This window comes from Nitrosopumilus maritimus SCM1, assembly GCF_000018465.1.
In the GTDB taxonomy this organism is placed as follows: Archaea; Thermoproteota; Nitrososphaeria; order Nitrososphaerales; family Nitrosopumilaceae; genus Nitrosopumilus; species Nitrosopumilus maritimus.
The window spans coordinates 1301266-1327778 of sequence record NC_010085.1; the positions used below are offsets into that span (position 1 = coordinate 1301266).

At 35.5% G+C, this 26513-nt stretch carries 38 protein-coding genes and 1 tRNA gene; 13 read left to right on the forward strand and 26 right to left on the reverse strand.

Features of this window, described 5'->3' with window-relative positions:
• The first annotated feature begins 10 nt into the window (after nucleotides 1-10).
• Nucleotides 11-607: an L-threonylcarbamoyladenylate synthase gene (locus NMAR_RS07630; RefSeq protein ID WP_012215810.1), complete on the forward strand. Its 597-nt coding sequence runs from the start codon at nucleotides 11-13 to the stop codon at nucleotides 605-607.
• Nucleotides 604-1125, forward strand: a complete 522-nt coding sequence (locus tag NMAR_RS07635) for a THUMP domain-containing protein (RefSeq protein WP_012215811.1) — start codon at nucleotides 604-606, stop codon at nucleotides 1123-1125. Before NMAR_RS07630 ends, NMAR_RS07635 begins: the two co-directional genes overlap by 4 nt.
• Here the strand turns inward: NMAR_RS07635 and cgi121 are convergent.
• Genes cgi121 through NMAR_RS07650 form a run of 3 tightly spaced genes read right to left on the reverse strand, consistent with a single transcriptional unit; the run spans nucleotide 1117 to nucleotide 3107 of the window.
• Nucleotides 1117-1890: a KEOPS complex subunit Cgi121 gene (cgi121, locus tag NMAR_RS07640; RefSeq protein ID WP_012215812.1), complete on the reverse strand. Its 774-nt coding sequence runs from the start codon at nucleotides 1888-1890 to the stop codon at nucleotides 1117-1119. The genes NMAR_RS07635 and cgi121 overlap by 9 nt on opposite strands.
• Before the next feature lie 41 nt (nucleotides 1891-1931).
• Nucleotides 1932-2321, reverse strand: a complete 390-nt coding sequence (locus NMAR_RS07645; RefSeq protein WP_012215813.1) for a hypothetical protein — start codon at nucleotides 2319-2321, stop codon at nucleotides 1932-1934.
• Nucleotides 2322-2351: 30 nt separating this feature from the next.
• Nucleotides 2352-3107 carry a TatD family hydrolase gene (locus tag NMAR_RS07650; protein ID WP_187146531.1) on the reverse strand — a complete coding sequence of 252 codons (756 nt, stop codon included), beginning with the start codon at nucleotides 3105-3107 and terminating at the stop codon, nucleotides 2352-2354.
• 96 nt (nucleotides 3108-3203) lie between these two features.
• Between NMAR_RS07650 and NMAR_RS07655 the strand changes: the two genes are divergently transcribed.
• Nucleotides 3204-3425, forward strand: a complete 222-nt coding sequence (locus tag NMAR_RS07655) for a histone family protein (protein ID WP_048071117.1) — start codon at nucleotides 3204-3206, stop codon at nucleotides 3423-3425.
• Between the two features lie 2 nt (nucleotides 3426-3427).
• Here the strand turns inward: NMAR_RS07655 and NMAR_RS07660 are convergent, their stop codons facing one another.
• The 7 genes from NMAR_RS07660 to NMAR_RS07690 are packed head-to-tail and all read right to left on the reverse strand — an operon-like array spanning nucleotide 3428 to nucleotide 8842.
• Nucleotides 3428-3616, reverse strand: a complete 189-nt coding sequence (locus NMAR_RS07660) for a hypothetical protein (protein WP_148680206.1) — start codon at nucleotides 3614-3616, stop codon at nucleotides 3428-3430.
• Between the two features lie 56 nt (nucleotides 3617-3672).
• Nucleotides 3673-4185 carry a hypothetical protein gene (locus NMAR_RS07665; RefSeq protein WP_148680207.1) on the reverse strand — a complete coding sequence of 171 codons (513 nt, stop codon included), beginning with the start codon at nucleotides 4183-4185 and terminating at the stop codon, nucleotides 3673-3675.
• The gene (locus tag NMAR_RS07670; protein ID WP_012215818.1) at nucleotides 4175-5137 is read right to left on the reverse strand and encodes a hypothetical protein; all 963 of its coding nucleotides are present in this window, start codon (nucleotides 5135-5137) and stop codon (nucleotides 4175-4177) included. Before NMAR_RS07670 ends, NMAR_RS07665 begins: the two co-directional genes overlap by 11 nt.
• A complete protein-coding gene (locus tag NMAR_RS07675) occupies nucleotides 5134-6924 on the reverse strand; it encodes a PEFG-CTERM sorting domain-containing protein (protein WP_012215819.1) in 1791 nt (596 codons plus the stop codon). The genes NMAR_RS07670 and NMAR_RS07675 overlap by 4 nt, the downstream gene beginning before the upstream one ends.
• The gene (locus NMAR_RS07680; RefSeq protein ID WP_012215820.1) at nucleotides 6921-7856 is read right to left on the reverse strand and encodes a hypothetical protein; all 936 of its coding nucleotides are present in this window, start codon (nucleotides 7854-7856) and stop codon (nucleotides 6921-6923) included. Before NMAR_RS07680 ends, NMAR_RS07675 begins: the two co-directional genes overlap by 4 nt.
• The gene (locus NMAR_RS07685; RefSeq protein ID WP_012215821.1) at nucleotides 7846-8415 is read right to left on the reverse strand and encodes a redoxin family protein; all 570 of its coding nucleotides are present in this window, start codon (nucleotides 8413-8415) and stop codon (nucleotides 7846-7848) included. Before NMAR_RS07685 ends, NMAR_RS07680 begins: the two co-directional genes overlap by 11 nt.
• 16 nt (nucleotides 8416-8431) lie before the next feature.
• Nucleotides 8432-8842: a VOC family protein gene (locus NMAR_RS07690; RefSeq protein WP_012215822.1), complete on the reverse strand. Its 411-nt coding sequence runs from the start codon at nucleotides 8840-8842 to the stop codon at nucleotides 8432-8434.
• A 96-nt stretch (nucleotides 8843-8938) separates the two neighbouring features.
• Between NMAR_RS07690 and NMAR_RS07695 the strand changes: the two genes are divergently transcribed.
• Nucleotides 8939-9145: a hypothetical protein gene (locus NMAR_RS07695; protein ID WP_148680208.1), complete on the forward strand. Its 207-nt coding sequence runs from the start codon at nucleotides 8939-8941 to the stop codon at nucleotides 9143-9145.
• An 18-nt stretch (nucleotides 9146-9163) separates the two neighbouring features.
• Here NMAR_RS07695 and NMAR_RS07700 read toward each other — a convergent pair whose 3' ends face one another.
• From NMAR_RS07700 to NMAR_RS07720, 5 genes are all read right to left on the reverse strand, one after another.
• Entirely contained in the window at nucleotides 9164-10447 is a 1284-nt protein-coding gene (locus NMAR_RS07700) for a sensor histidine kinase (RefSeq protein ID WP_012215823.1), read from the reverse strand.
• Nucleotides 10448-10514: 67 nt separating this feature from the next.
• A complete protein-coding gene (locus NMAR_RS07705) occupies nucleotides 10515-11516 on the reverse strand; it encodes a hypothetical protein (protein ID WP_012215824.1) in 1002 nt (333 codons plus the stop codon).
• A 2-nt stretch (nucleotides 11517-11518) separates the two neighbouring features.
• Entirely contained in the window at nucleotides 11519-11752 is a 234-nt protein-coding gene (locus NMAR_RS07710) for a hypothetical protein (protein WP_148680209.1), read from the reverse strand.
• 66 nt (nucleotides 11753-11818) lie between these two features.
• The gene (locus NMAR_RS07715; RefSeq protein ID WP_148680210.1) at nucleotides 11819-12178 is read right to left on the reverse strand and encodes a hypothetical protein; all 360 of its coding nucleotides are present in this window, start codon (nucleotides 12176-12178) and stop codon (nucleotides 11819-11821) included.
• Nucleotides 12179-12306: 128 nt separating this feature from the next.
• Entirely contained in the window at nucleotides 12307-12765 is a 459-nt protein-coding gene (locus NMAR_RS07720; protein WP_012215826.1) for a cupredoxin domain-containing protein, read from the reverse strand.
• Between the two features lie 75 nt (nucleotides 12766-12840).
• Between NMAR_RS07720 and NMAR_RS07725 the strand changes: the two genes are divergently transcribed.
• Both NMAR_RS07725 and NMAR_RS09835 read left to right on the forward strand, forming a co-directional pair.
• Nucleotides 12841-14592, forward strand: a complete 1752-nt coding sequence (locus NMAR_RS07725) for an AIPR family protein (RefSeq protein ID WP_012215827.1) — start codon at nucleotides 12841-12843, stop codon at nucleotides 14590-14592.
• Nucleotides 14593-14749: 157 nt separating this feature from the next.
• Nucleotides 14750-14917 (forward strand): hypothetical protein, encoded by a 168-nt coding sequence (locus NMAR_RS09835; protein WP_187146532.1) that lies wholly within the window; start codon nucleotides 14750-14752, stop codon nucleotides 14915-14917.
• On the opposite strand, the gene NMAR_RS07730 is transcribed toward NMAR_RS09835, so the two are convergent.
• Complete coding sequence (locus NMAR_RS07730) at nucleotides 14914-15492, reverse strand: hypothetical protein (protein WP_012215828.1); 579 nt, start codon at nucleotides 15490-15492, stop codon at nucleotides 14914-14916. The genes NMAR_RS09835 and NMAR_RS07730 overlap by 4 nt on opposite strands.
• Nucleotides 15493-15575: 83 nt before the next feature.
• Here NMAR_RS07730 and NMAR_RS07735 point away from each other — a divergent pair, with 83 nt between their 5' ends.
• Nucleotides 15576-15857, forward strand: coding sequence for a transcriptional regulator (locus tag NMAR_RS07735; RefSeq protein WP_012215829.1), 282 nt, complete (start codon nucleotides 15576-15578; stop codon nucleotides 15855-15857).
• A gap of 3 nt (nucleotides 15858-15860) precedes the next feature.
• Here NMAR_RS07735 and NMAR_RS07740 read toward each other — a convergent pair whose 3' ends face one another.
• On the reverse strand, nucleotides 15861-16070 hold the full coding sequence (locus NMAR_RS07740; RefSeq protein WP_148680211.1) for a hypothetical protein: 210 nt from the start codon (nucleotides 16068-16070) through the stop codon (nucleotides 15861-15863).
• 62 nt (nucleotides 16071-16132) lie between these two features.
• Between NMAR_RS07740 and NMAR_RS07745 the strand changes: the two genes are divergently transcribed.
• The gene (locus tag NMAR_RS07745; RefSeq protein WP_148680212.1) at nucleotides 16133-16318 is read left to right on the forward strand and encodes a hypothetical protein; all 186 of its coding nucleotides are present in this window, start codon (nucleotides 16133-16135) and stop codon (nucleotides 16316-16318) included.
• Between the two features lie 191 nt (nucleotides 16319-16509).
• Here the strand turns inward: NMAR_RS07745 and NMAR_RS07750 are convergent.
• A tRNA-Thr gene (locus NMAR_RS07750) sits at nucleotides 16510-16583 on the reverse strand.
• Between the two features lie 53 nt (nucleotides 16584-16636).
• Here NMAR_RS07750 and NMAR_RS07755 point away from each other — a divergent pair.
• Both NMAR_RS07755 and thiL read left to right on the forward strand, forming a co-directional pair.
• A complete protein-coding gene (locus tag NMAR_RS07755) occupies nucleotides 16637-17935 on the forward strand; it encodes a phosphomannomutase (RefSeq protein ID WP_012215830.1) in 1299 nt (432 codons plus the stop codon).
• Nucleotides 17919-18851 (forward strand): thiamine-phosphate kinase, encoded by a 933-nt coding sequence (gene thiL, locus NMAR_RS07760; RefSeq protein ID WP_012215831.1) that lies wholly within the window; start codon nucleotides 17919-17921, stop codon nucleotides 18849-18851. The genes NMAR_RS07755 and thiL overlap by 17 nt, the downstream gene beginning before the upstream one ends.
• Here thiL and NMAR_RS07765 read toward each other — a convergent pair whose 3' ends face one another.
• Nucleotides 18852-19172, reverse strand: a complete 321-nt coding sequence (locus NMAR_RS07765) for a hypothetical protein (protein WP_012215832.1) — start codon at nucleotides 19170-19172, stop codon at nucleotides 18852-18854. It abuts the gene before it with no gap.
• 116 nt (nucleotides 19173-19288) lie between these two features.
• On the opposite strand from NMAR_RS07765, the gene NMAR_RS07770 reads away from it, so the two are divergent.
• A complete protein-coding gene (locus tag NMAR_RS07770; RefSeq protein WP_148680213.1) occupies nucleotides 19289-19807 on the forward strand; it encodes a 30S ribosomal protein S11 in 519 nt (172 codons plus the stop codon).
• On the opposite strand, the gene NMAR_RS07775 is transcribed toward NMAR_RS07770, so the two are convergent.
• The 3 genes from NMAR_RS07775 to NMAR_RS07785 are packed head-to-tail and all read right to left on the reverse strand — an operon-like array spanning nucleotide 19804 to nucleotide 21961.
• Entirely contained in the window at nucleotides 19804-20112 is a 309-nt protein-coding gene (locus tag NMAR_RS07775; RefSeq protein ID WP_012215834.1) for a hypothetical protein, read from the reverse strand. The genes NMAR_RS07770 and NMAR_RS07775 overlap by 4 nt on opposite strands.
• On the reverse strand, nucleotides 20112-20516 hold the full coding sequence (locus tag NMAR_RS07780; protein WP_012215835.1) for a DNA-binding protein: 405 nt from the start codon (nucleotides 20514-20516) through the stop codon (nucleotides 20112-20114). Before NMAR_RS07780 ends, NMAR_RS07775 begins: the two co-directional genes overlap by 1 nt.
• On the reverse strand, nucleotides 20513-21961 hold the full coding sequence (locus tag NMAR_RS07785) for an RtcB family protein (protein WP_012215836.1): 1449 nt from the start codon (nucleotides 21959-21961) through the stop codon (nucleotides 20513-20515). The genes NMAR_RS07780 and NMAR_RS07785 overlap by 4 nt, the downstream gene beginning before the upstream one ends.
• A 73-nt stretch (nucleotides 21962-22034) precedes the next feature.
• Between NMAR_RS07785 and NMAR_RS07790 the strand changes: the two genes are divergently transcribed.
• Complete coding sequence (locus NMAR_RS07790; protein ID WP_012215837.1) at nucleotides 22035-22274, forward strand: hypothetical protein; 240 nt, start codon at nucleotides 22035-22037, stop codon at nucleotides 22272-22274.
• A 42-nt stretch (nucleotides 22275-22316) separates the two neighbouring features.
• On the forward strand, nucleotides 22317-23678 hold the full coding sequence (purB, locus tag NMAR_RS07795; RefSeq protein ID WP_012215838.1) for an adenylosuccinate lyase: 1362 nt from the start codon (nucleotides 22317-22319) through the stop codon (nucleotides 23676-23678).
• 29 nt (nucleotides 23679-23707) lie between these two features.
• Here the strand turns inward: purB and NMAR_RS09840 are convergent, their stop codons facing one another.
• The 4 genes from NMAR_RS09840 to NMAR_RS07810 form a co-directional block, all read right to left on the reverse strand.
• Entirely contained in the window at nucleotides 23708-23851 is a 144-nt protein-coding gene (locus tag NMAR_RS09840) for a hypothetical protein (protein ID WP_187146533.1), read from the reverse strand.
• 86 nt (nucleotides 23852-23937) lie between these two features.
• Nucleotides 23938-24942, reverse strand: coding sequence for a DM13 domain-containing protein (locus NMAR_RS07800; protein ID WP_012215839.1), 1005 nt, complete (start codon nucleotides 24940-24942; stop codon nucleotides 23938-23940).
• Nucleotides 24943-24984: 42 nt separating this feature from the next.
• Nucleotides 24985-26019 carry a class I SAM-dependent methyltransferase gene (locus NMAR_RS07805; RefSeq protein ID WP_012215840.1) on the reverse strand — a complete coding sequence of 345 codons (1035 nt, stop codon included), beginning with the start codon at nucleotides 26017-26019 and terminating at the stop codon, nucleotides 24985-24987.
• Between the two features lie 172 nt (nucleotides 26020-26191).
• Nucleotides 26192-26476 (reverse strand): hypothetical protein, encoded by a 285-nt coding sequence (locus NMAR_RS07810; RefSeq protein ID WP_012215841.1) that lies wholly within the window; start codon nucleotides 26474-26476, stop codon nucleotides 26192-26194.
• Between the last annotated feature and the right edge of the window lie 37 nt (nucleotides 26477-26513).

The following is a 26513-nucleotide window of genomic DNA, read 5'->3' on the forward strand; positions in this document are numbered from 1 at the left end:
GGAAAAATCATTGAAGGTAAACTGTGACAAGGAAGGAATTGAAAAGGCATCCAAAGTAATTGAGGATGGAGGAATAGTTATTTTTCCAACTGATACTGTATACGGCATTGGATGCAACCCTTACAGCAAAGAGTCTGCAAAAAAAGTCTATGAGATAAAATCAAGGGATTTTTCAAAACCATTTCCAGTTCTAGTTTACTCTAAAGAGATAGCCAGTCAGATTGCCGAATTTGATGAAATTTCAGAAAAACTTGTAGAGAAATTTTGGCCAGGTCAACTAACAATTCTTTTGAAATTAAAGGATGAAAAATTAAAAGAGTCATTGAATCTATCAGACAAGATTGCACTGCGAGTTCCAAACCACAAATGCACATTATCATTATTGGAAAAATGTCATTATCTAATTGGAACTAGTGCAAATGTTTCAGGACAACCATCATTTTTTGATCCACAAGAATGCATCAAAAGTGTAGAAAACTATGACGTGTTTGTTGATGGTGGAACAATTACAAGTAAAGGAGAATCAACTATTATTGCAATAGAAGATGGCAAAATCAAAATTATTAGAGAAGGCTCTTTGAGCAAAGAGGAGATTTTGAAGGTATGAATCTGATAGTGACATGTGCCAGACATCTAGAGCCAGAGACAGAAGAGGAATTGAGGGGATTTTTAGATGAATTTGGAGATTCTGATCCCAAGGTTACAATCACAAGCATGTCAGGAATTCTTACTGCTGAAACGAAACTAGATCCAGTAGAGGTGGTACGAAAGATAAAAGAGACACTCCTTGATGAGCCATGGAGTGTCAGATACTGTTTGAGAATCATTCCAATTCAGAGAGTTGTGGAGACAAAGATAGAAGAGATTGAGAAAGTTGTCGAAGAGTTTTCTGATGGAATATCAAAAGATGAAAAATACAGAATATCTATTGAGAAAAGAAACTCAGACATGTCCAGTCAGGATATAATTACAAAAATTGCAAGCAAGATAAAAAGTCAGGTCTCACTGGAATTTCCAGACAAGGTTGTTTTAATTGAGATTTTAGGCAACAAGACTGGAATTTCTGTGCTAAAAAAATCAGACATTTTGAGTACAGAGAAAACTAAACGCAGTATGTCAGAGTAAGACTGCTGCCGTTTCTACTAGAATATCTTCTAGGGGATTTTTGGAATAAACAGAGTCAATTTGTTTTTTTGAGATGTCAAATGACTTTTTGAGGAATGCTTCGTTATTTTTTGAAAATAGTGGAATAGATTGTGGTGACACTTGTTTGTACAGAGAATCAAGACTAGTTTTGTTTCCAATTGCAATTAAGAGAAAATCAGTCTTGGGTTTTATTCCTGCAGATGCAATTGCAGCAGAGATTTGTTTTGATATTGCAAAACGCATCAGAATATCAGTTTCAAGTTTGTTTGAGAGTAAAACATCATTTTTTTGAGACTCTAGTGAAAGAGATAGAATCTTTTTGAGATGAGAACTATTTAGTACAAATTTGCTTGATATTGCCTGAAGTTGGATTTTAGGGAATTTTTCTCTCAAGTCATCGAGGAATTTTACATCAATATTCTTTTGGCCTTTGATTTGTACAACTTGAATCTGTTTTGAGAGTATCTTGTAGAGCAGTTTTTTTGAAGCACCTCCATGAATTACAGGAATGATACTAACTACATCATCATTTTTTATCATAGTTGATTTTCCTTCTAGTGCAGAAGAATCAACACCATTTACTGCAATCAAGATATTTTCAGTATCCAACTCTGGAGAATCGTTTGGTTTTGTTTCCAATAACAAGTCAATTAGTTCTTGAATAGTAATGTTTGATTTTTCAAATTCTAACTTTTCAGTTGAAAAAGACTTTTTGGCACCGCCAACAAGTTTTACAGTAATCATTATGATGTGTTGTTAAAAGTTTGAAATTAATACTTAGTGTATTATTCAGATTTTTCTTCTGGGGTTTCAGGAGTTGTTTCTGCAGCAGGTGCTTCTGTGTTTTCAGTTGCTTCTACTGCGGGGGCTTCAGTTTCAGGAGTTTCTTCTGCAGCAGGTGCTTCTGTGTTTTCAGTTGCTTCTACTGGTTCAGGTTCTACTTGAGCTTCTTGCTCTAGGGATTTGGAAGCTTCAGCTTGTGCTTTTTTTGCCTTTTCTTCTCGAATCTCTTTTTTGATATAGTTTGTAATGTAACCTGCAATCTCATTTTTGAGTCCCTTTGAGCGGACTATGGATACTTCATTTAGAATTTTTTTGTTATCAGCAAAATCTTCACCGAACTTTGACTTGTGAGTCTCTAAAACTTCGTATGAAAGTCGCTTTATTCTATCCACGAATCGTCTAACGAAGGGGGTATTTTATACCTATATTCCAAGATATGCGTTGGAATTTTTTTCTAGCAGTGATACAGTCTCATCAAATGATTTGCCTAGAACTTTTGAGGCACAAAAGATTACACTTGGAATAAAGCCAATATCGGCTGATTTCATCTCAAAGCATCTAGAGAATCTAACAGGACCATCAGTTTCAACTAGAATTTTTGATTCATCACATTTTGACAACAATACCTGTTTGTCATTAGCATAGACCATTACAGGACCAAATGAGACATAGAATCCCATATCCATGGCCTTTGCAAGTTGTTTTTTGCTTCCATCAAACCAGTGAAGCAAAGCATGTTTGGTATCATATGAGGTCATGACTTGAAATACATCATCCAAGCTCTTCCTTGAATGAATTGACACTGGTTTGTTGTATTTCTCAGCACAAGATAACAAAGTTTCAAAGACTATAGTTTGTCTTTTAGTGTCTTCATCGTTATTAGTATAGGTTGGATCCAATCCAATCTCTCCAACTCCTGTAATAGTTTCATGATTCTCATCAATCATAGTTACAACTTTTTCTAGTTCGTCATTTGCACACTCGGGATGAATTCCAATAAATGGTAAAACAAGTTCACTTTTTTTTGCAAGCTCCAATGTTTCTTGAGAATTTTGCACATCCATTGATACACAACATGCTTTGATCTTCAAGGAATTCATTTCCTGTAAAATAAAATCCATGTCAGGGACATATTGAGGATCAGAGAGATGAATATGAGAATCAAAGGACCAAGTCATTTCTTGATCAATTCTTAAAATAGTCTGTATAAATCGATTCCTTAGTGATATTTTTTCACTCATTATCTTTTTTCACAAAAAATGAAAACACAATCCATGAAATCATCAGAATTGGGACTATCTGCAATGTACAGAATTCTAAAAAAAGCAGGTGCTGAAAGAGTCAGTGACGAATCTGCTGATGAACTAAGAAGAGTTATCGAAGAGGTGGCAAACGGCATTGCAAAGAGTGCAGTAGATATGGCTTCTCATGCAGGCAGAAAGACTGTAAAGGGAGAAGACGTAAAATTGGCCTCAAAACCATTTAACAAATTCTAAGTCTAGATATTCAAACCAGTGTTAACTGATGCAGTCTTGTTTTTGAATGGGCAGGATTTTCCTTCGCCATCCTTGCCTTCGCCATCAGGAAGGATATCAGTTGTTTGTGCATAAACAGAATCCATAGGGACTGCCATTGCAAATACTGCAGCAATTGCTAGTATTGTAAATAGTGCAATTCTTGAATCCATGGGTATTGTAGGACGTTTTAACATTTAAGGAATTCCCAAAATCACAGCAATCATTTTCAAATCTTTGAAAATCCAACAATTTCAATTATAGCATTATTGTTCACATCTATTCTAAGCACATTGTTTCTCATTTCATAAGGAATCTCCACACCATCAACAAGAATTGCCAATGAATCTAGTTTTGTATCAAATCTTTGTTCTAAAACAGGTAATGGGTTACACATTGTGATATAGCCATATGAAGTTGGTACAGGTTTCAAGATTAGTGAATGGGTATCGTTTTCAACACTGTATGTATCAATAGTTACAGTAGAATAGATGGAAAATTCCGCTGCAATGGATGCATTTATTGCTCTTCTTTTTAGGAAATTTTCATCATATGGGATATCGCATTGTTCGTTTTTTTCAACTAGAAGTCCAGTAGCAGGATCATCAATTACACAAACATCATTTTTTAGAATAGTTCCTGCCGGACAAGTGGGACTTGGAAACATGAATGATGAAGAAAATCCTGCAAACAATATAGCTGCAAGTATAATTCCACTAATTATTGTGATTTTAATTTTCATTTCTGTTTTCAATTAACTCCAACAATTCATCAGGAAGGCTGCCATGCTGTTTTTCATATTGTTTAATCATATCCTGAGTCTTTTGATCATCAAACTTTCCATGAACAATACTCCAAACAATGTTTCCCAAATCACCTTGCTTATTCATTTCTGCAAAAACTTCCAGTTGTTCTTCATGATTTTCTATATTCATCATATGTTCCATTTCAAATGCTCTACGTTCTTCAGTTAGTTTTTGGCCATATTCGTAAACAGATTGACGCCAAGGATCTAATTCTGCCTTACAAAAATGACTGTTTGAATAACTAGAAACTATATCATCATAGTTGAATGTGGCATATCGATAGTGGGTATTCTCATCAAAACAACTCAAGAAAAGCAATTCTTTATCGGTTCTCTCGTTGTTGCATGAATCAATATGAAAATAAGTTGATGCAGATTGGTTTTTGTCATTTTCTGCAATTAGTCCATAGTGAACATTAGACATGTAACTTCGTTCATCAAGTATTGATAATGTGAGGTTGTAGTGAGAGTATTTTTTTGCAAATCGTTCATAGTTTTCAGTTTGAGTGATTAATTGCATGTGAAGAGGTATCTGTTTCTCAAAATTGCATACTGAATCTGGATCTAAATCAAATTTTTCTACCCACGCCGAAGAATCACGAAATGGATACTGCCCCTCAATCAACTCTACGTTTGAAATTTCTAATTCTAGATAGTCATAAAAGATTTCTCTTAGGATTTCTTGCATCTGTTTTTTTGACTCTTCAAATTTTTGCATATCTTCCATTACATAGTATTTGTTTGATAATTGGTTGATTTGGTATAGTTCATCAGAATACTTTGCAAATGATACTGATTTTGGAGTTGCATCAGGGTTTGATATGATCAATCCCAATGAAATAGACACAAAAATTCCAACAACTACAATTATTCCAACTTCAAGTCTCATTTTAACATCAACTGTTTTCGCAAAAGAACGATAGGCAACATGGACAATAGTAAGACAAACATCATTACAGTTTGGAATTCAGGAACTGCTTTTGCAAATGTCATTATTTCAAAATTATTCTCTCTGAGATACACTAGTGATAAACCATCAGGACTAATCACAAAGGTATCAGGTCTGTCGTTGTTATATCCCAAAATTATTTCATGATATGAGCCATCTGTACTAATGATATGAAGTGTTCCTCCAGGAGCCCCACGTCCGCAAGAAGATACACCATAAACTATCATCTCACCATCAGGAGTCCATTTTGAAGGATGACCACATTTTACTTGACTATTTGGGATTTCTACTACATTACCTTCTGGAGTATAATATGCCAAAACTCTATCTGCCCATCCATAGCTAGATTCAATGGTCTTGTGGAATAGGATCTTTTTTCCATCAGGACTGATATCAAAATGATGTAATTCATCGCCAGAAATCAATTCATGTGCATTATCTACGCTGTTTTCTTCTCCATTTCCAATATCCAACAATATGGAGCCCTGTTCAGACGGATCATCATAATATGATTCTCTATCCAACGATATTACTATAGAGTATTTTTCAGGGTCTTCTTCATAATAGTGGTAATAATCAAAATTTACCCATTCAGAAAAATTCGTGAGTTTCAAAACATGTGATGTTTCAATATCATATTGGAACAAATTTCCCTCATTGGCTACAAAATGAATGTATTTTCCATCAGGAGAGAATTTTGCAGCACGAATCTTTTCATCAGTTTCCAAAAGCGTTGGAATATTCAAAGTTGTAATTTCATAATCATCAGTGGAAAGTATACCAAGATAGGGTGTGATGGAATCTTCAGTTTTTTGCAAGTAATATGAAAACAATATAGATTTGCCATCATTACTCCAATCCAAAAGATACATGCTTTGCATACGATTAGGTTTTGGGATTTTCTCTACTGTTCCTTGAAAAAGAGATTCTTTTACAAGATATGTGATAGAATGACTAGTACTCTCATACAAGATTTCATTTTCCATCCAAAATGCCTTGACATAAACTGACCATTCTCCAGGAACATGAGCAGATAAGTTGGCGGTAAAGTTTGTACATGATTTCTTTTCGGGATTAGATGAGGTCATAAATTCTTCCCCATCAGGATTTGTGTAAAATGCTCTAATTTCTACAGATTCTACTTCTAAAATTTCTTCATCATATGGATGCAAGTAAATAGATTCGTTGTCATTTGATTCTTTGAGAAAATCAGAACATAAAATTCCGTTTAGATGAGCTGTATTAGATGATACAATCTCAGAATCTTCCATCCAAAGATCAAACTCTTCATCAATTTTTACAACATCACCAACCAAATGTCCAACAAAAAAAGACAAATCAAGATGTTTTCTTTTATCCACTATCATCTCAATCGTATATTCACCTATAGAGAAATCATTCAAAATTTCAAATGAAAATGCTATTTTTCCTTCACTGTCTGAGAAATAATTAGATTCTTGAATTATATCATTTTGAGTATTTTTGATCATCACATGAAATTCAGTGTCAGATGCAGGAAAATGCTCATCTGTCTCTTCGTTGTAAAAGGATGAAGTGCCTACAACATGTACAGTCTCACCCATACGAAATTTTCTATCATCTTGTAGTTGTTCGTTAAAAATATCAAAATCTGCATCAAGCCACAATTCTTCAGCAAAAGATTCTGTTGTTATTGGAATTAGTACAAGAGTAAATACAGTAATTATTATGAGAAATCTAGTTTTCATTTTCTCCTCTTCTTTATTGCATAAATTACAATGAATAAAACTATCAACACGGCACCCAGACTCTGGATTATTACAATCACTTCAGGATTTGAGATGGTTTCACCTGTTTGCAAATCTCTAAAATCAGAAGGTTTTGGTTTTGGTACACACACTCCATCAACTAGAACAGTATTTTCATCTTCACAAAGTGCCTTTGGTTGTTCTGATTGTTCGCCAGAAAATGGTACGGTGTAAACAGTTCTATCCAAACTTATTCCACTGTTGGTTCTAGTATCCCATTGACAAGTATCAAGATCTATCAAATGAGTGTCATTAAGATATCTTAATTTTCCAACATAATCAAGTGGGCCATGTTTTTCACAATGCTCCAAGATGAATTCTAGTCTTTGAGGATCATCAGATTCGGACAGACTGATGTCTCTTAGCGGATTTCCCATTGGTTCATCATAACAATTGTATTTCCAGTCAGTAGGGATTTGATTTTTCACTGCTTCTTTGCAATCAAAACTAGGATTTGATGCATCTAAGGACATTGGAGGAAACCACTTGTCACACATTGAATCATTTCTATAATCTTCTAAACTTGAAAGCCTATAGTCATCTTTCCATTGCAACATTCGGTAATGGGTCTGACCTTTCCAATCAAATGCAGTACAAATTATTGTTGGATGTTCATAACCCACATCATTATTTGCCCAGTTCCTATCAGTTTGAATCCAGCCTTGATAATTCGTTTCAAGATTTCTGTAAATCGAATCCATAATCAATTCTTCGGTGAGAGGTTCATGAAATACATGGAAACTGTCAAAACAAGGCATAGATTCACCAAATGGTGCTGCAGCACATGCTGCAAATGCATATGACATTGTTGGTAAAACTAGAGAGCCACCAAGAGTCAACAGTCCAGCAATTATCAAAAGGCTAGTTTTCATTTTCTTTCTCCAACCATTTCAATATCTCAAAAATGTGTTCATCAGGAGGAAAAACAGGATAAAACACCTTTATGATTTTAGAATTTTTTACAATTAGTGTAAGTCGTTTATACAATGTATTTCCATCAACTGCAAAGACAGGAACATTGAGTTTCTTTTGAAATTCGAGTTTGTTATCAGATACCAGAATTTGTGAAAAATTCCTTAATGTAGACAACTGCTCTAGATCTGCAATTGGTTGTGAAGAAATTCCAATTGGCATGGCATCATGTTTTTCAAGTTCAATGATATGTTTGGTAACCGAAATATTTTGAGGTGTGCATCCACGTGCACCTGGAATATCATTCCATCCTTGGGGCAAGTCTTTTTCCGGCATATTCATCATTGGGAAAAAATACAAGATTCCATATTTTTTCTCAATTGCAGATAAATCAAAAAAACTGTTTTTAGTTGAAGGTAAAATGAGGTTTGGAATTTGTCTTCCTAAGAGATGAGAGGCCTTACCATCATTTTTTGGTATGGGAAGATCGTGTGGAAGTTTAGTAAGTTTGTCGTTCATTTTTAAAATAAAATTATTAATGTTGTTCAGAATCACCTACAAGACCAAAACTATTCTTGTCTTGGTCATAAACAGTACACATTATTCCTCCCCAAACTTGTTTTTCAGGTTTTGTAATTTCAACTCCCTTTGATTGAAGTTCATGATATGTCTCATCAATGTTTTTTGTGAAAAACCAAATCCCAGTTGGAGTACCAATTTTCAAATCTAGTTTTGTTGATTTTTTTTCAGACCATTTCTCAACATTGACAGGATCTGCCAAGCTCAGTACGGTTTTAGAGTTTGGTGGTCCTACCACTATCCATCGAAATCCTGCAACATCTGTATCTAATTTTGATTCAAATCCTAGTTTCTCAGTGTAGAAATCCAAGGCTTTTTGTTGATCAGAGACCATTACAGTCATACCTTCAATTTCATCAATCATCATAAAAAATCAATAATTGAGACTCATAAAGTATTCGTATCCTTGACACTTTCTAGTAACATTATACCTTCATATAGTATGAGTATTAACTAAGAGAAAATGGGTTTAACTGCATGCAAAAACAAATGTCACACATTTGAGAAAGAAGCAAAGCCTACAGCCTATGAAAAAGGAGGATGTTATTGCAATAACTGTGATTACTATTTCAAAGAAAGATTCCTCAGATGTCCCTGCTGCAATACCCGTACTCGTTATTCAAATCGCTCAAACAGAACTAGACGAGATGCAGAAGTAGTTCGAATGTAAAAACAAATCTTAGTAAGATCACTTGTCTTCTTTTGGAAGAGAAATTGTAATTCTTGTAGGATTGTTATTTGCAGTAATACTTCCATTATGGGATTCAATTATTGTTTTACAACTATACAGACCTAGTCCTGTACCTTGTTGTTTTGTGGTAAATAATGGATCAAATATTTTTTTCAGATTTGTTTCGGGTATGGGTTCTCCAGAATCCTGAATAGTGATGTCATGGTCATTGTTGTTTTCGCTATACAAAATAGTAATTTTTCCTCCAGAACCTAATTTCTGAATTGCATTAAGAAGGATGTTGTTGAATACTAAGACAATTTGATCTTTATCACAAGTAATAGAAGGATTTTCAGAGGGTCTTTCAATGGAAATATTTTCAGGAATTATTAGTTCTTCAAGTGAAGAATCCAATAGTTCATTCAAAGTAGTTTTTCGGATATTTTTTTCTCGTTTTTTAACAAAAGTCATAACATCATCAATCTGATGGGTCATTCGCTTTACTGAATGATCGATTTTTTCACAAGTTTGAGCAGTTTTTTCTTCTTGTGTTTGTTTTGAAATTAATGAAACTCCAGCTGCAATTATTGAAAGAGGATTTCTAAGATCATGTGACAATCTTGCTGTGAGCTCACCAAGTACAGCAAATTTTTCTTGTTCAATGTTTTGTTTAGAGGATTTTGCTACAATTATAGAAAAAACAAGTATTGCAAGTGAAAGTAATCCAATTAGAATTAGTATAATTGTATAAACTAGAGAACTTGCTTTGTTGATAGCTTGATTAATTGAATCCATTGAGAAATAAAGTTCTATTACGCCTACAGGTTCAGATTGATTCAAGTAAATGGGGACGTAAATTTCCATTAATTGTCCATATCCAGTTTCAGCAATATTTTCAGGATCTACTGGATCTTTGATTTCTGATACTAGTTGCCCGTTGATTGAGTTTTGGAATCGAATATTATCTGCAAAATTTTCACCTACAATTGAACTGTCATCAGAGTATACTATAGTGCCATCTTTTGACCATACCTTAATTCTGAGTGTATTGTCATTTTCTACACTCTGGAAATAATTCTCAAATGTTGTTTTTCTTTCATCAAAATTAATTGCTTCAAAGTCGTTCATTGTAAGTTCCTGAGATGCAATAGATTTGATGTACGCTGCATTAGCTCGTTCTGCTTCATGAATGGTCATATTACTAATTTCTTCAGATACCAAAATGGAAAAAATTCCACTGGTGATTATGGCCAATATTACAATTATCGCTCCTCCAACAACAATCTTTTTTGTAATATTCACAAGTTGGATGAAGTATGAAAGTAATTAACCATTATTTTCTCAATAAGGTTTGGATTGATTTTCTAGTTTATAGTGGAGAAATAGGGAAAGGAGCTTGCATAAATGTCAAAAATGCAACAGAATTCATAATTATCCACCAATACAAAATTCTCAAGATAGACATTTTGTCAGCATAACGATTAGTCAATGTCAAAATTATCCAAGGTAGTACATTAATTGCAATATACCCCATCGTTAGATTTCCCGAAGCTAGTGCTACAAGACCAATAGGAATTCCGAGCAGTCCAACAGAAAGGAAATATCCTGAAAATCCATAAAAGTAAATTTTTACGATATCAAAAAGACTTGCAGGATCACATCTAGTATCATTACAGGTCACCATACCATACAACATTATGAGTATGGGGAATGCAATTACAACAGATATTGCAGAAATTCTCAAATGTTTTTCTTTGATAAAATTCCCACTTGATAGAGAGTGTGGATTTTGATTGTCGTTCTTTGTTTTTCGTTTATTTGAAGTAACTAGCATAATCAAACCAATATTAATTCCAGCTCCAATGCTTATCAACAAAATGTAGAGCAGACTAGAAACTAGTTGTTGTTCATCTGTAAGTCCAGTTTGTTTTCCAGGATGACATACACCATCTATCAGATAGTTTCCTTTACCACATGCAAGTTCATCTTCAGGAGTAGGAGTCGGAGCAATTTCCAAAATTGCAACATATTCAGATTTTTCTGTGTGTGGTGGCCATGGTTGTATATCCATCACTCTAATTTCATATTGTTTTACGTATGATGTTGATTTTTCAAGAGTCATGTAGCTAGTGGTGTAAAGTGTACCACGATCCATTTCGATTATTACAGTCACTTGTTCACGTGAACATTCTCCATCAACAGGACAACGAGAGGTATCAACATCAGAAAAATGGATTTGGATGCCATCAAAATCAATTGTTTCATCAAACCCGATTTCAATCATCTGTATTTGTCCAAACACTTGAGAAGATGCAATTGCTGGATGTAATAGTAAAACGAGTCCAAAAATTACTAAAAGTTTGGTTTTCATTTTCAGGTCACAGAAATATATTCAATTTTTTCGCCACAAAAAGGACAAAAATCAATTGGAACATAGTTCTCATTTTCAACTATAGAATATTTTCCAATCTTTCCATTCCAGGATTTTACTGATGAGACATATTTTGATAATTTTTCACAGCAAAAGTCAGAACTGCTGTTAAATTTTAATTCAGAAAATGAGACATATTCAAAAGCCTGAATTTCTTTACGAAAATATACTTGCAATGTTTTTAGCTGAAATTACGAAGTTCATAAGTACTTCGAATATTTGCTCAACTTGCAGGGATTTAATTACCATTTGAGTGGGCAGTTATCTAAAATGTCTCGAGGGAGAGGATTTGAAACTACACAAAGCGTATCACCATCACCACTCCATGCCTTCAGAACAATACGATCTTTTTCCAAAATCAAATCAACATATGTGTCACCGTTTTTTGCAGAATATTTGTATGGAATTCCTTTTGAATCATAGAATTCAGAAATCTCACGGTCTGAATATTTTCCTTTGAACGTATCAATTAGTTCTGCTGTTCGTAGTGTATCATCTAATTGCAACTCATTAGAAAGAGATTGGTTTTGAATCAGAGTAATCATCAAAGCCACACCAAGAACTACAACAATTCCAATTAACACCAAATTCAAGGTATTCACAATATAGTTTAACATCATCACAAGAGTTTAATTGTTCATTTTGTGTTTTTCAAAACGGTACTCTGGCAGAACGGTTATGCGTGGGCCTGCAAAGCCTATACAAGGGGGTTCGACTCCCTCGGGTACCTTTATTCTACAATAACTTGTCCTTCCATCCAAGGATGCAAGGTGCAATAGTAATCAATAGTTCCTGGCTCATCAAAGGTTAGCGTATAGGAATCAAATGGATCCATGTGTCCGCTATCAAAAAGATCTTGTGGTGCATCATAGAATCCAGAAGTTACACTGTGAAATGCTGAATCCTCATTTACCCACGTTACAGATTCTCCTGCACTAATTGTAATTACAGATGGAATGTAGCATCTGTCAGTTTCTTCACATCCAGGTCGTGAGACTTTGGTTGGCATGATAACATCGCCTCCAGTCATAACATCAGGTTGTATGACTCCTTGCATGGAATGAGAGGAGACAGCGTTTGATTCAGGTTGCGGTTCTGGCTGTGGTTCCATCTCAGTTGAAAAAGCAACAGCAAGGGACACAATGATTACTATACCAACTATGCTTGCTGCAGCAATTTTTTTTATCAAATCATTTCACACCCAAAACTAAGTTATTACATAATTACCAAATTCTCTAAATATATAACATACTAGAAAAGTAAATTGTCTCAAAACGGAAACGGTTTACTAGAGTACATACCTGGCTCTCACACACTGCTAGTTCAAAAAAATTCCAGCCCACCTCTTGAAGGATTTGCTGAAAATATCAGAGGAAGCATACACGAGTATGCTGAGAATTCAAAGAGCGACGTTGAGAAGGGAAACAACTTTCTTCATTGGATACTGACAAGAGTATTTGAGGCAACAGAAGATGATGCTGCTGATGCAATTGTAGATGGTGCAAACGATCTAGGAATTGATGCATACTTGCCAGTAGACTTTTCAGATAACACGATTAGATTATTTCAATCAAAATACGGGACATCTCATTCACTTGAAGCAATTGCAAAGTTCAAAGAAGATGCAAAGAGACTGCTTGCAAAAGACGTTACAAAGATGAGACCAGAATTGGCTCAGCTTGTTACAAAAATCAAAGAAAAGAATCTCAAAGTAAAGTGCTGTTATGTTACTGACCAAAAAGTAGACTATCATGATGAATTTGTTGAAGTAATTGATGAGGAGAAGATCATTCAAAAACTCTGGGACAGAATAAAGAAACCAGCTGCAGGCAAAAAGTCATCAATACGACTAGAAAAGATGCTCAGACACGAGAATACTATTCTAGGAATTTTGAAATTACGTGAATTAACAGAGTTTGTTAGCAAGAACAGAGACTATGTCTTTGAATCAAACATCAGACAATGGATGCAGTTCAAGACTACGGTAAACAAGGGATTACGAGACACATTGCAGAGTAACCCTAACAAGTTCTTCTTTTACAATAACGGAATTACAATTGTAGTAAGCGATTTCTCAGAATTGGGCGAGAACATGATAGAGCTTCATGCACCGCAAATTGTCAATGGTGCACAGACATCAAACTCTATACTAGATCATTCAAAGAGAACAAAGAACATGGATGGCTCCATGACAGTTACAATAATCAAAGCTGATGATGAACAAGAACAAAACAACATTACAAAGTATAGAAACTCGCAAAACTCTGTCAGAGGAAAAGACTTGGTTTCTTTGATGGACTTTCACAAGTCAATTAAATCACAATTAAAAAGCTGTGGATACTTTTATGAAATTCAAGCAGGCTCTTTTGATACAAAATCAAAATCAAAACAGTGTGACTATGCAGGAGACTCTACATACAACAACTATCTTCCAGACAATCACAAAAAAGTAATCGTTGCAAAAGATGCAATTCAATGTCTTGTTGCAGGAATTGAACAAAGACCAACTGAAGCTTATAGTTCACCAGCTCAGTTTCTTCCAAGAGGAAGCAAGTATGATGATATCTTTAATGACAATCTAAAGGATGATTACAGAATTTTGTTGTATCCATACTTGGTAAAAGAATATGCAAAAAAATCACTAAAGTATGGAAAGAAAGGAGGTCACAAGACAAAGAGATATGCAACTCTGTTCTATGTTGCAGTATACTTTAGAATTCTACACAAAAAAATTCTCGAATCAAAGGGCGATTTTAAGGGAGATATCAGGAAGATAGAGCCAGTTTTTCGCAGTTTCAAACTAAATTCTCGAATTTTAAAGCTAGCTGACGTCATTGTTACCAAATTCCTTGAGGATACAGTAGTTGATGATGAAATCGAAATGGCAAACACAAAGCACAACTTTTTCTCTCAACACGTATGGAATGACACGATGCTTCGGGTAATTGACAAGAAGATAAGACAAGAAGAAGATGAAATCTTGGCACTAAAGAAACTCACAAACAGTTTGTTGTGATTCTAGTAGGCAATAGCCCAACCAAGTAAAAATCTTGCAGGAGGTTTACATTGGTCAGACTAGTACCTGAATTTCCTAAAAACAGGTTGTATTTAACATAATTTTCATCTGCATGCGGGAATGTTTTTTATATTGATTAAAAAGAGCAGAAAACACTTTGGGTTCAAAAGGTAAATGCGCAATTTGCAGTGGAGAAATCAAAAATCCATTCAATCCAATGAAAGAATGGGGAATTGATGGAATGCTTTGCGGTGACTGTTATTCAAAACATCTTCATGAATATTATCCTGGAGATCACGTTAGAGTAAACAAACACTTGGATTAAGTTTCTGATTCTGAAAAATCATTTGCATTAAAACAATTCCAGACAAGCGGATCATCTTTTACATCTTCTTCTTTAAGAAATTGAATGTCAGTAATTGTTTTTTTACGTTTTAACAAGTTTACTTGAAAAGTTGAAAACTCTTTGCAATCACAATCGTTGTAGAGACATTCATCATTGTCATTTTCATCATGATCTCTTGCCTCATGACCGCAATTACACAATGCATCCTTTTTGACATCATCAAGTGACTTGTGTGCATATGTTCCCAATCTAAGATATGCTTCACCACCATGACCTTTCTTGAATCGCTCATAGTGTTCGGACTTTTGCAATACTTTGTAGAAAGAAAGATTCGTGTCAGGCTTTTGAGAGTCAGCGCCCATGATAAACCAGTATTTGTCACCAATCTCGACAAATCTGATCTTAATTGAGGGATCAACCCAGAAGTGAATGGTGTCATGCCACAAAGAAGCAGATTTTTTTCTGTCTGAAACTAGCGGAACAACATTCATGCGAAGATCATAATACCTGTAAGCTACCCCTTCAAAGTCATCAAACCACGGAATTGCAGACATTGTTGGCAAATCATGCGGGAGATTATTTATCTGATCTGAATTGGTGGTAATACCCTTATATCAGAGTTTGAGAGTTACTACGTATGGTTTCCTATAGAACTAGCATGCAAATTGTAGCTGATTTACTGACTGTTACTGAACAGTCTGGACAGGAAGGCATCAAGACAACCTCACTATTAACAAAGGCCAATTTATCACATTCCAGACTATCCAAATTCTTGGATAACTTGACTGGAGCAGGCCTAATCAACAAAATCGAATATGACGGAAAGAACACTTTTGTAATTACACCAAAAGGAAGACAATATTTGGAATCTTATGCAAACTTTTCAAGTATTGCTGAATCATTTGGTCTAGAACTCTAAAAGCTACTTTTTAGATCTTTTTCGTTTAGCATTTGCTTCTCTTCGTGCTTTCTTTTCCTTGTAGGAACTGTAAACGAAGATAATGATTATTCCTGCAATTCCACTATAGAATAGATGTGGAATGAATCTCATATCTCCAGTGGTAGGATCAAAGAATGCTATTGCAATAGTTACAATCATGAACATCAATAGTACAGTGAGATACTTGTCCATGTTTTGAGGTAATTTACAAAACCATATATCTTTTTGATATAATCACAAAGCGCAGAGAAAAAATGGCAAAAATGCTAGAGTTAGGCGGATTAGTTTTGATAGCTATCATGTTTGCAAGCTTTGTTGGAGCTTTTCAGCCTACAGTTGAACCTGGATTATCACCATTGTTTTGGGGATGTGCCGGAGCTGCACTGACAATAATCATGTACAGGAAATTCAAAAGAAAGAGAGAAGAAGAATCTGAATAAAAAGTTAGGAAATGATCAATATTTGATCAACCGACAGATCTATAAAGGATAGTTTTAGGATAATTACGAGGGGAATATGACAGAAGAATCTAAACAATGGTGGATTGGTTTAGGGAAAGAACTAGAAGTAGACATTGAATCCCTTGATGAATCAAATTAATTATTTACAAAATTTTTTGAAATTAAATTAGAGCCTCGGACGGGATCTGAACCCGCGACCTAACGCTTACGAGGCGTTCGCTCTACCAGGCTGAGCTACCAAGGCACGTCAGGAGAAATCCATCAGAGTTAATAAAAAGCCTTCCTGAGTTGGATTGATTGAAGAAAACAATTTCTGGAATTAGAGGAATATTTGGTGAAGATCTTTATCTTAAAGACGTACTAGAGTTTTGTAACAACTTTTCATCATTAGTGCAGTCTGGAAAATGCGCAATCGGAAAAGATACCAGACCCACAGGTTCCATGATGAAAGATGCTGCAAGTGCAGCTTTAATGCAAAACGGAATTGATGTTTTTAATTTAGAGACAGTTCCAACACCAGTAGTTTTTAGAGAAGCAAGAAAGTATGGTGCAGGAATTGTTGTATCATCATCTCACAATCCAATTCAATGGAATGGTTTGAAGTTCATCATTGAAGGAAGAGGAATCAATGAAAAAGAACTTCCAAAAATTATAGAAAAACAAGAGATTCCAAAGACAAAGATTGGAGCAGAGCAAGACATTTCATCATCATACATTGAGGATGCAAGAAAAATCATAGGAAGTTTGGAGAACAACCCCGAAGTTGTGGTAGATATTGGAGGCGGTGCGGCAAAGGGATTTGCGCCTGAGTTGCTAGAATCAATTGGATGTAAGGTCCATACCATTAATGAAAACCTTGAAGGTTCTACTAGAGGCCCTGATCCTACTGCAGACAGTTTATCAGATTTGGTTTCAGCATCATCAGGAAAAGATGTTGGTTTTGCATTTGACTTGGATGGAGATAGACTAGTTGTTGTAAGAAATGGAAAGAAACAGACACCAGATGTAACATTGGGATTGGGTGTTGCAAAGTCGTTAGATCTTGGTTACAAGAAATTTGTTCTAAGCATTGACACTAGTGTTTCAGTTGAAAAGTTCATCAAAGAAAACGGTGGAACTGTACAGCGAACCAAAGTTGGTGAAGCAAACGTCATTGAACAGATGATAAAAGACAATGCACAAGCTGGTGGAGAAGGAAGTAGTGGTGGTTTTATTTTGCCTGAGTTTAATTATTGTAGAGAAGGAATTCTAACTAGTGGTTTGATTTCATCAATGCTTGGAACTGCAAAGTACAATGAGATACTAGACTTTATGGAAAGTTATTTCCAAATAAGAGACAAGACTGCAATTGATGCACAGTTGCACGACAAAGTAATAGAAAAAGTGCAAACAACATTTGAGAAAAACTATTCTGAAACAATTACACTTGATGGTGTTAAAGGGATCATTGATGAGAACAGTTGGGTGTTGGTAAGAAAATCAAACACTGAAGATATCATTAGGGTTTCAGCTGAATCAAATGATGAGAACAAGTGCAAACAAATTGTAAAAGATACAATAGAGTTGGTGAATCAAAGTTATGAGCAAGTTAGATGAGTCTGAAATTATCAAAATCTTTCAAAGGAAACTAGGTAACAAAAATTCTGAAGACGTAGAGATTTTCAAGCTAAAGCAAAACATCATAGCCAAAACTGACACACTTGTTCAAAGCACAGACATCCCTCCCAAAATGAAACTGGGTGAAGCTGCAAGAAAGAGTGTGGTGGCATGTGTAAGTGACTTTGCTGCCAAAGGAGTAAAGCCACAATATGGCATAATCTCAATTAACTTTCCCTCAAATATTTCACGCTCAAAAGTGGAAGAAGCAGCCACTGGATTCAGAAAGGCATGCAGTGAGTTTGGAATCTCCATTCTAGGAGGCGACACAAATGCTGGAAAGGAGATTGTGTTCAATGTATGCCTGTTTGGGAGCGCTGAGAAAATTGTACCTAGAAATGGTTCCGAGAGCAAAGATTTGATCTTTGCAACAGGTCCATTTGGCTATACTGGTGCAGGTTTGAGCATACTACTCTACAAAAAGAAAGGAAAGAGAGAGTTTGTTGCAAAAGCAATCAAAGCAGTGACTCATCCAAAGCCAAGAGTAGATTTTGGAGTAAAGAACAAGAGATACTTTACATCATCAATGGATTCCAGCGATGGACTATCCACTACACTAAATGAGATGGCAAAGCAATCAAAAAAGAAATTTGTCATAAACAACTCTCCGCACAAAAAAGATCTAGGAGAATTTGCAAAGTCAAACCAAGATAATCTAGTCTTTCATGGAGGAGAAGAGTACGAGTTTGTGTTTACCATTAATCCAAAACACAAGAAAACAATTCTAAAAAATGCAAAATCACTCAGAACACCAATAATTGAAATTGGTTACGTAACTACAGGAAAAGGTGTAATATTACAAAGAGACAACAAAGACATTCCTCTCAAAGACAAAGGTTGGAAACACTTTAGATAATTATTCGTCGTGTGATACGTCTCGCTCTACATTGTTTACTATTTCAAAAACAGATTCAGCAGGTAACACTGCAACACATTCAGTCATCCACAAGTCATCAAGGTAGAGTAATCTCTTTTTATCATCTTCAGGCAAATCATCAGGTTGTGCTTCAGGGTATAGTGCATGCATCTTGTATCCTTCATTTGCAATTTGTTGGCATTTTTTTTCTTGGGGAGATAAAATCACTTCATTGATCGGTGCCATTGATTGCATTGCCATTGAACCAAACAAGGCAGCAGCTACTGCCACACCGATTGCCAGAAACCAAATGTTTCCCATACGGAAATTCAGAGTTTTTCAGTATAAGAATAATAGTCGATTTTGGGCCAAGTGGCAAAATCAAAGCAAAATTCCAAAATCAATGTTTTTTAAACCCCTTTAGGTGTGAGTAGTCATTGTCAGAAACTGAAGCCAAAGTTGAGGAAGCACCAGTCGAAGAGGCACCAGCCCAAGAGACTGAGGCACCTGTCGAGGAAGCAAAATCCGAGGCAGTAGTAGAAAAAGCCCAACCAGAGGCAAAGAAAGAGGGCCCAGAAAAATGGGGTATCGCTCACATTTACAGTAGTTACAATAACACAATCATTCACATGACCGATCTTACTGGTGGAGAAACTGTTTCTATCAGTTCAGGTGGAATTCATGTCAATGCAGACAGATACGAATCATCACCATTTGCTGCAATGAAAGCTGCAAATCAAGTTGTAGAATCTGCAAAGACAAAAGGATTCACAGGATTTCACATCAGAGTTCGCGCAGTTGGTGGAGTTGGTTCTAGAGTTCCAGGTCCAGGTGCACAAGCTGCAATCAGAGCATTAGCAAGAGGTGGATTTAAGATTGGAAGAATTGATGATGTTACACCTATTCCTCATGACACCACTAGAAAGAAGGGTGGAAAGAGAGGAAGAAGAGTCTAGGCAACTACTCTAACTTTAACTTCACAATTTTTAGAAGCAAAATAATCTCGCATAAATTCTGCAAACTTTTCTTCAGGTTTTGATCTGTATCTTGTTAACATATCAGCAAATTTTGTTGTAATGCCGTCATGTAAATCTGATTTGAATGCAATTTGAAAAAAAGTCCAACCAAAATTTTCTTTTGGTTCACTGAACATGTATCCGTTGTATGCACCAGTTAATGTTTCCATGTGGGAGAGAGCTCTTTTGATGTTAAATGCATCATCAGAATAATTTTTTGTAGAAATTTCTAGAGTTATTGCCATTATTCATCCTTTGATTGTTTGGTGAGTTTGTCAGTTAATGAAACAAATTTTCCATCTTGTTCAACATTGATTTTAGTTTCCATTCGGATGTGTAGTCCAACTGCTCTAAACAGTGTCATGAGTTTACCACCATCAATTGTCTCATTTAGTTCTCCAGATTTGATTAGTTCGGATAATTTTTGTACAATCATTGCAGTTTCATTTGGAAATTGAGATTCTGCATTTTGTAACACTTCTAGTCCTCTGAATCCCAAAACTTTGACTAGGATATCTCGTGGGTTTTCAGGTGGTTTTTCTTGTGTTTGCTCTGGAGTTTTTTCTGAATCCTGTCTAGTGTTGATGTTTTTTTGCATCTCTGCTAGTCTCTTTGCCTTTAGTCGCTCTAGTTCTGAATCGTCGCTCAACCTTTAATCACACCTATAGGCACCAATTTTGCTACTTTGGTGGCAATTCCTAGATTGTGAGATACATCAACTACAGAATTAACGTCCTTGTAGGCTTGAGGTGTCTCTTCCACAACTCCATCTCGGGTTAATGCCTTGATAAATATGCCCTTGTCATTTAGGGATTTTTTAACATCATCTTCAGTGTAATTTCGTCTTGCTTTGGAACGTGACATTGTTCTTCCTGCACCATGTGCAGTAGAACCAAAGCTCAAGTCCATAGAATTTGGTTGTCCTAAAAGTATCCAGCTTGCAGTACCCATTGAACCTGGAACCAATACGGGTTGCCCCAAATGACGATATTTTGTTGGAACCTCATCTCTGTTTGCAGGAAATGCTCTAGTTGCACCTTTTCTGTGGACAACTAGTTTTCTTTCTTCTCCGTTTACTTTGTGTTTTTCAACTTTAGCTATATTGTGTGCAACGTCGTACACTAGTTTCATGTCAAGATCAGATTCAGATTGGTTGAATACGCGTTCAAAAGATTTTCTTGTCCAATGAGTGATCATCTGTCTGTTACTCCATGCAAAGTTTAAAGCTGCAAACATTGCTTTTCTGTAAGACTCTCCTTCTTCAGAAGTATTTGGAACACATGCAAGTTCTCTGTCTGGTAGAGTGATGTCATACTTTGACATTGCTTGTTCTGATACTCTCAAATAATCACTACAAACTTGGTGACCAAATCCTCTTGAACCACAATGAACTAGAACTGTAATTGTTCCTTCTTTGATTCCCATCTTTTCAGCTGCTTCTTCATCATGAACTTCTGCAACCTTTTGAATTTCTAAAAAGTGATTTCCAGAGCCTAAACTTCCAAGTTGTGGAGCTCCTCTCTTTCTTGCTTTATCTGAAACTTTGTTAGGGTCTGCATTTTTTATCTGACCATTCTCTTCACAAACATCTGAATCATTTGTAGAACCATAACCATGATCAATTGCCCAGTTTACACCATTAACTAGAACCTCGTCTAGTTCTGAGTGACTAAGTTTTACTGCACCTTTAGAGCCAACTCCTGAAGGAATTGAACTAAACAAATCAGTTACCAAGTCCTTTAGTTTTGAGCGAACTACTTCTTCAGTTAGATTAGAGCGGAGCAATCTCACTCCACAGTTAATGTCATAACCGACACCACCAGGACTGATCATTCCTTCTTCAGCATCCATAGCAGCAACTCCACCTACTGGAAAACCATACCCTTCATGTCCATCAGGTAAAACTACACTGTGTCCTACGATTCCAGGAATAGATGAGACATTTCTTGCTTGCATGATAGTTCTATCTGTAAGCATTTTGTCAAGTAATCCTTGATTTGCGTAAATCTTTACTGGAACTTTCATTCCTAAATTAGAATCAGCATCAATTTGGTATTGATTCTCACCAATTTTCTTTGGAGTAATGTCACCCATACAATTTGAAAATCTACAAGTTGCAATTTTAATCTTCAGTAAAATATGATTCTTGAAAAATTCAAAACGGAAAATGATGATAGGACTTAACTATGATAAATTACATTTAGAAAATATGGTAAGACGAAAACTAACTGAAGAAGAGAAAGAGAAACAAAAAGACGAACAAAAAACTAGAGCAAAAGCATCAAGGGCAGCAAGAAGAAGTGGGAAAAGCATCAAAAAAGAAGGCAAAGTGAGCAAGTCAAAGGCCAAGACAAAGGAGCCTAGATCTCAAAGAAAGATTGCCACAATAAACAAATCACGATACTAGACTAGGAGTAGATTTATTTTCCAATAGATTCAATCTGAATCATTGGCAATTCTACCTATTGATAGTGGCCGTTATGGCACTAAAGAAATGATGGAAATTTTTAGTGAACAGAATAAAGTCGACTATCAATTACAAATTGAAGGAGCAGCTGCAATTTCACAAAGTGAAATTGGAATGATTCCAAAAACAGTTGGAAGAAAAATTTTCAAAACTGCAAATTCAGGTAAAATTACTGCAAAGAGAATCAAGCAACTTGAAGCTAAAAGTGATCACGATACAGCAGCACTTGTTGAATCACTAAGTGAAAAGTGTACCAAAGATGCAAGACCATGGATTCACTATGGATTGACAAGCAATGACTTGGTTGATACGAGTAACTCTATGCAGATGCGCGATGCATTATTAATCATTGAACCAAAAGTTGCAAAGATTGCATCCATTTTAGCAAAAAAAGCAGTAAAGCACTCCAAGGTTCCAGCAGTTGGTAGAACACACGGACAGCATGCCAGTATCATTTCATTTGGATTAAAATTTGCAAATTGGGCAGCCGAGATGGCAAAGCACGTTGAGAGAATTGAAGAAATCAAGAAAAGAATTTTGATTTGCAAGACACTAGGTGTTGTTGGAACAGGTTCGCTAATGGGTGCAAAATCACTTGAAGTCCAGAGACGAGCTGCAAAGAGATTGAAATTGTTCCCAGCTGAAGTTACAACTCAAGTTGTTCCAAGGGAGAGATATGCAGAATACGTCTTTGAGTTAGCTTTGATTGGTGCAACATTAGAGAAAATTGCAATAGAGATTAGAAATTTGCAGAGAACAGAGATTGGTGAGGTAGCTGAGCAATTCAAGAAAGGTCAGATGGGAAGCAGTGCAGTTCCCGTAAAGAGAAATCCAATCAAAAGTGAGCGTGTATCATCATTATCCAAGCTAGTTAGAAGCCAAGTTGCTCTATCATTTGAGAACATTCCACTTTGGCACGAGCGTGATTTATCAAATTCAGCTAATGAGCGATTTGTAATTCCTACAGTATCAATTCTTGTAGATGAGATGCTTGAAACCATGACTAGAATTGTTTCAAATCTATTGGTAAATGAAAAGAGAATTGTTGATAATCTCTACATCACAAAGGGACAAATCTTTGCTGAATTTGTTTTAGAAGCACTAATCAAGAAAGGTGTTCCAAGATTTGTTGCATACAGAGACGTGCAGCGAGTTGCATTTTTGGCAAATGACAAGGGAATGCTCTACAAAGATGCAATCAAAAATGACAAGGCATTCACATCAAAGCTAACTGACAAAGAGATTGATGCAATATTCTCACCTGAAAAACACTTGGGTGCATCACCTAAAATTATCAGTAACGTAAACCAGTCTGTTCAAAAGACAGTAAAGAAATTCATCTAGACTTGAACCCATTATAACAGGTTCAAAATTTACTTGAGACCTTTTCGTAAAACTTCATTTAACACATTAGAGAAGCTTACTGATTTTTCGGTTTTTATGATCTGTTTTGCTTGAATCATTCTAATTTTCTTATCGAATTCATCATTAAGCATTATTGTGATTCTTTTTGCCATGCGTATTTTTCAAGTTTGTTATAATTAAGGAGATCCTGCCAAAAATGGAAATGATACAATATGATTATATTCTATTATGCAAATTTTCATTCCAGTTCAGCATGTCCAAATAAAGTACTAAATGCTTGACACCAAATCAAAACATTATCGTATTTTGTCAAATCTACATCAGAGGGAATGATGTATGATTGCTCTCCACCAAATGACTGTATTTGTCCAACACTAACAAAATCATTTGCAGATTTGTCAGTTGCAAGATACACGTACAAATCAGGACCATGTGTTGTGTCAAAGGTTTCATCAAAGTGCAGAGTTCCTCCTTGATCAGGTGTGAATTCTATGCTTGCAGTACCAGAGACTCTATGTATAAAATCAGCATCATGAAATTGGCCTGAAAAAGTTTGAGGTTCTAAAACAGCAGATGGTACAGACAGTATTCCGTTTGCAATCAAAAATTGAATATTATTTAGAAATTCATCATCAGAGATTATTCCCTCAGTCCACCATTTTCCGTTATTTTTGATCCAATCAGGAATTTCATCTGATTGTTCATCAGAAATTACAGTTGGAGGCACAACTAGAATGCCTTGATTGATGAGAAACTCTATTCCACGCACAAATTCTTGGTCACCAATAATGCCATCAGCCCACCATTCAACATTGTTTTTTATCCATTCTGGAATTTGATTTGGCACACCTTCAACACTAATTGATAGTGATTCGTATTGATGTGTGCATACTTGTCTATGAATTTCTCTGCACTGGCTGATTACTTGAAGAAAATAGTTTCCTGTTTCTGCATCAACAGGTATTGGAATCGATATAGAAAATTCTCCATCAGCATTACTTGTTGTGTAGTCATCAAAAATTTTTATTCCGTTAGGAGTTGCTGCAGTTACTCGTAACAGTACATCTGATGTTGCTTCATCATTGTAATTTACCCATCCTGAAATTACAATGTCTTCTCCTTGTTTGTAGTTGAATTTCTCTGATGTAATTATTGGACTAGATATGTGGGTTTGATAGGAATCTAGAATCATAACATTTGAAGAAAATAAAACAACTACAAGGAATAGTACACTTTTGATCATATTGTTTTTTGAAAAAAACTAGTATTTCAATTAAATTACAAATTATGGTTTTGCAATATAGTAATAGTTGATTGGATCATGTGGAAGTTCTTTTACATCCACACTGGAAAATCCTGCTTCATTGAGCATTTGAGTTGCTAATTCTTTGCCCCACATAGCACCAAGACCTTTTCCTTCTAATGCCAAAGATACAGTCATGCAATGCAAGCACGAAACTGTGTAAAGGTAAGGTGCCAATGAATGATTCATGTTATTTTCTAATTTTGATGAAGCACGAATATCTTGCATCATAAATATTCCATCAGGTTTTAGTGCTTTTTTGATGTTTTCTAAAACTTTATCAGGATTTGCTTGATCATGAATTGCATCAAATGCAGTAATTACATCAAAAGAATTTTCACTATCAAAGTTTGCTGCATCTTGTTTTTCAAAGGTCACATTAGATAATCCAAGTTTTTGTGCCTCATTTTTGGCATTTTGAATTGCTTCGGATGAAAAATCATAACCAGTAAAGTGAGAATTTGGAAATGATTTTGCCATCAGATTGATTGCTCTACCACTTCCACAACCAACATCTAGGACTTTGAGACCAGAATGTAATTTCTCATAGGTTGGAATTAATGGTAAGATTTCTTTTACTAGTGCTGGCAAAACTGTCTGCTGACTTTCTTCAGCCATTACAGTATGAAATCGATTAAACATTTCATAAGAAACACCACCGCCTTTCTCAAAGCAATCAACAATATGATCCTCAACATATGCCAATGCAGGAATCCATTGCATTGATGATGCGAAGTTGTATTCTCCATCTCTTGTCAGAAACTCTGCCTTTTCTTTTGATAGTGAATATTTTTGAGATTCAGGATCATAATCAATAATTTTTGAAGTAACAAGACCTCCTAGCCATTCTCGAACATATCTTTCATTGAGATTTGCGGCAGTTGCAATCTCTTGACTAGTAGAGGGTTCAAGTTTTGACATTGCATCAAAGAGTTTGGTTCTATGGCCAACAGATAGTAATAATGCTATTGCTGCTTTGTTCATAACATCAAGCATTTCATCTTCAAATGAAGGCATGAATCAATTAGAAATATTCAGGATAATTATTGTTTTGAATCCTTGGGTTTGAATCTCATAAAACTTGAACCAATTATCAGAAAAAAATGAGGGTTAGAGTACTTGTACAAATAAAATATGTAAAAACAAGTACTCAAAATTTAGTTTCCACTAGGGAAAAACTACGAGTACTTTAGAGAATTTGTGAACGAATTACTTCGTCAAAGGCTTCAAGATATGCAATCTGGGACAAAATCATTTCAGTTTGCATCGTATCAGATGTGTTTATTGGAGATCCTGTATCATTTGGGATTTTTAGAATCTCTGCTTCAACACCTTCAAGAAGCTCTCCAAACTCGTGAACTAGTACATCTGCCTCATGATCACCAAACACGTCAGTGATTCCTAATGCCATCATGACAACAAGTGCCATTATAGCAGTCAGTGCGACAGATTTCTTGCTATTTGTTCTAGTCACAAGAAAAATTTCAAATTATCATATTTAACAATAAAGA

Bases quoted from the DNA above. Each gene is read 5' to 3' on its own strand.
- NMAR_RS07635 (WP_012215811.1), top strand. From the start codon at position 604: ATGAATCTGATAGTGACATGTGCCAGACATCTAGAGCCAGAGACAGAA.
- cgi121 (WP_012215812.1), bottom strand. From the start codon at position 1,890: ATGATTACTGTAAAACTTGTTGGCGGTGCCAAAAAGTCTTTTTCAACT.
- NMAR_RS07650 (WP_187146531.1), bottom strand. From the start codon at position 3,107: ATGACTTGGTCCTTTGATTCTCATATTCATCTCTCTGATCCTCAATAT.
- NMAR_RS07655 (WP_048071117.1), top strand. From the start codon at position 3,204: ATGAAATCATCAGAATTGGGACTATCTGCAATGTACAGAATTCTAAAA.
- NMAR_RS07660 (WP_148680206.1), bottom strand. From the start codon at position 3,616: ATGGATTCAAGAATTGCACTATTTACAATACTAGCAATTGCTGCAGTA.
- NMAR_RS07665 (WP_148680207.1), bottom strand. From the start codon at position 4,185: ATGAAAATTAAAATCACAATAATTAGTGGAATTATACTTGCAGCTATA.
- NMAR_RS07670 (WP_012215818.1), bottom strand. From the start codon at position 5,137: ATGAGACTTGAAGTTGGAATAATTGTAGTTGTTGGAATTTTTGTGTCT.
- NMAR_RS07675 (WP_012215819.1), bottom strand. From the start codon at position 6,924: ATGAAAACTAGATTTCTCATAATAATTACTGTATTTACTCTTGTACTA.
- NMAR_RS07680 (WP_012215820.1), bottom strand. From the start codon at position 7,856: ATGAAAACTAGCCTTTTGATAATTGCTGGACTGTTGACTCTTGGTGGC.
- NMAR_RS07685 (WP_012215821.1), bottom strand. From the start codon at position 8,415: ATGAACGACAAACTTACTAAACTTCCACACGATCTTCCCATACCAAAA.
- NMAR_RS07690 (WP_012215822.1), bottom strand. From the start codon at position 8,842: ATGATGATTGATGAAATTGAAGGTATGACTGTAATGGTCTCTGATCAA.
- NMAR_RS07695 (WP_148680208.1), top strand. From the start codon at position 8,939: ATGGGTTTAACTGCATGCAAAAACAAATGTCACACATTTGAGAAAGAA.
- NMAR_RS07705 (WP_012215824.1), bottom strand. From the start codon at position 11,516: ATGAAAACCAAACTTTTAGTAATTTTTGGACTCGTTTTACTATTACAT.
- NMAR_RS07730 (WP_012215828.1), bottom strand. From the start codon at position 15,492: ATGTCTGCAATTCCGTGGTTTGATGACTTTGAAGGGGTAGCTTACAGG.
- NMAR_RS07735 (WP_012215829.1), top strand. From the start codon at position 15,576: ATGGTTTCCTATAGAACTAGCATGCAAATTGTAGCTGATTTACTGACT.
- NMAR_RS07740 (WP_148680211.1), bottom strand. From the start codon at position 16,070: ATGGACAAGTATCTCACTGTACTATTGATGTTCATGATTGTAACTATT.
- NMAR_RS07745 (WP_148680212.1), top strand. From the start codon at position 16,133: ATGGCAAAAATGCTAGAGTTAGGCGGATTAGTTTTGATAGCTATCATG.
- thiL (WP_012215831.1), top strand. From the start codon at position 17,919: ATGAGCAAGTTAGATGAGTCTGAAATTATCAAAATCTTTCAAAGGAAA.
- NMAR_RS07765 (WP_012215832.1), bottom strand. From the start codon at position 19,172: ATGGGAAACATTTGGTTTCTGGCAATCGGTGTGGCAGTAGCTGCTGCC.
- NMAR_RS07775 (WP_012215834.1), bottom strand. From the start codon at position 20,112: ATGGCAATAACTCTAGAAATTTCTACAAAAAATTATTCTGATGATGCA.
- NMAR_RS07785 (WP_012215836.1), bottom strand. From the start codon at position 21,961: ATGGGTGACATTACTCCAAAGAAAATTGGTGAGAATCAATACCAAATT.
- NMAR_RS07790 (WP_012215837.1), top strand. From the start codon at position 22,035: ATGATGATAGGACTTAACTATGATAAATTACATTTAGAAAATATGGTA.
- NMAR_RS09840 (WP_187146533.1), bottom strand. From the start codon at position 23,851: ATGGCAAAAAGAATCACAATAATGCTTAATGATGAATTCGATAAGAAA.
- NMAR_RS07800 (WP_012215839.1), bottom strand. From the start codon at position 24,942: ATGATCAAAAGTGTACTATTCCTTGTAGTTGTTTTATTTTCTTCAAAT.
- NMAR_RS07805 (WP_012215840.1), bottom strand. From the start codon at position 26,019: ATGCCTTCATTTGAAGATGAAATGCTTGATGTTATGAACAAAGCAGCA.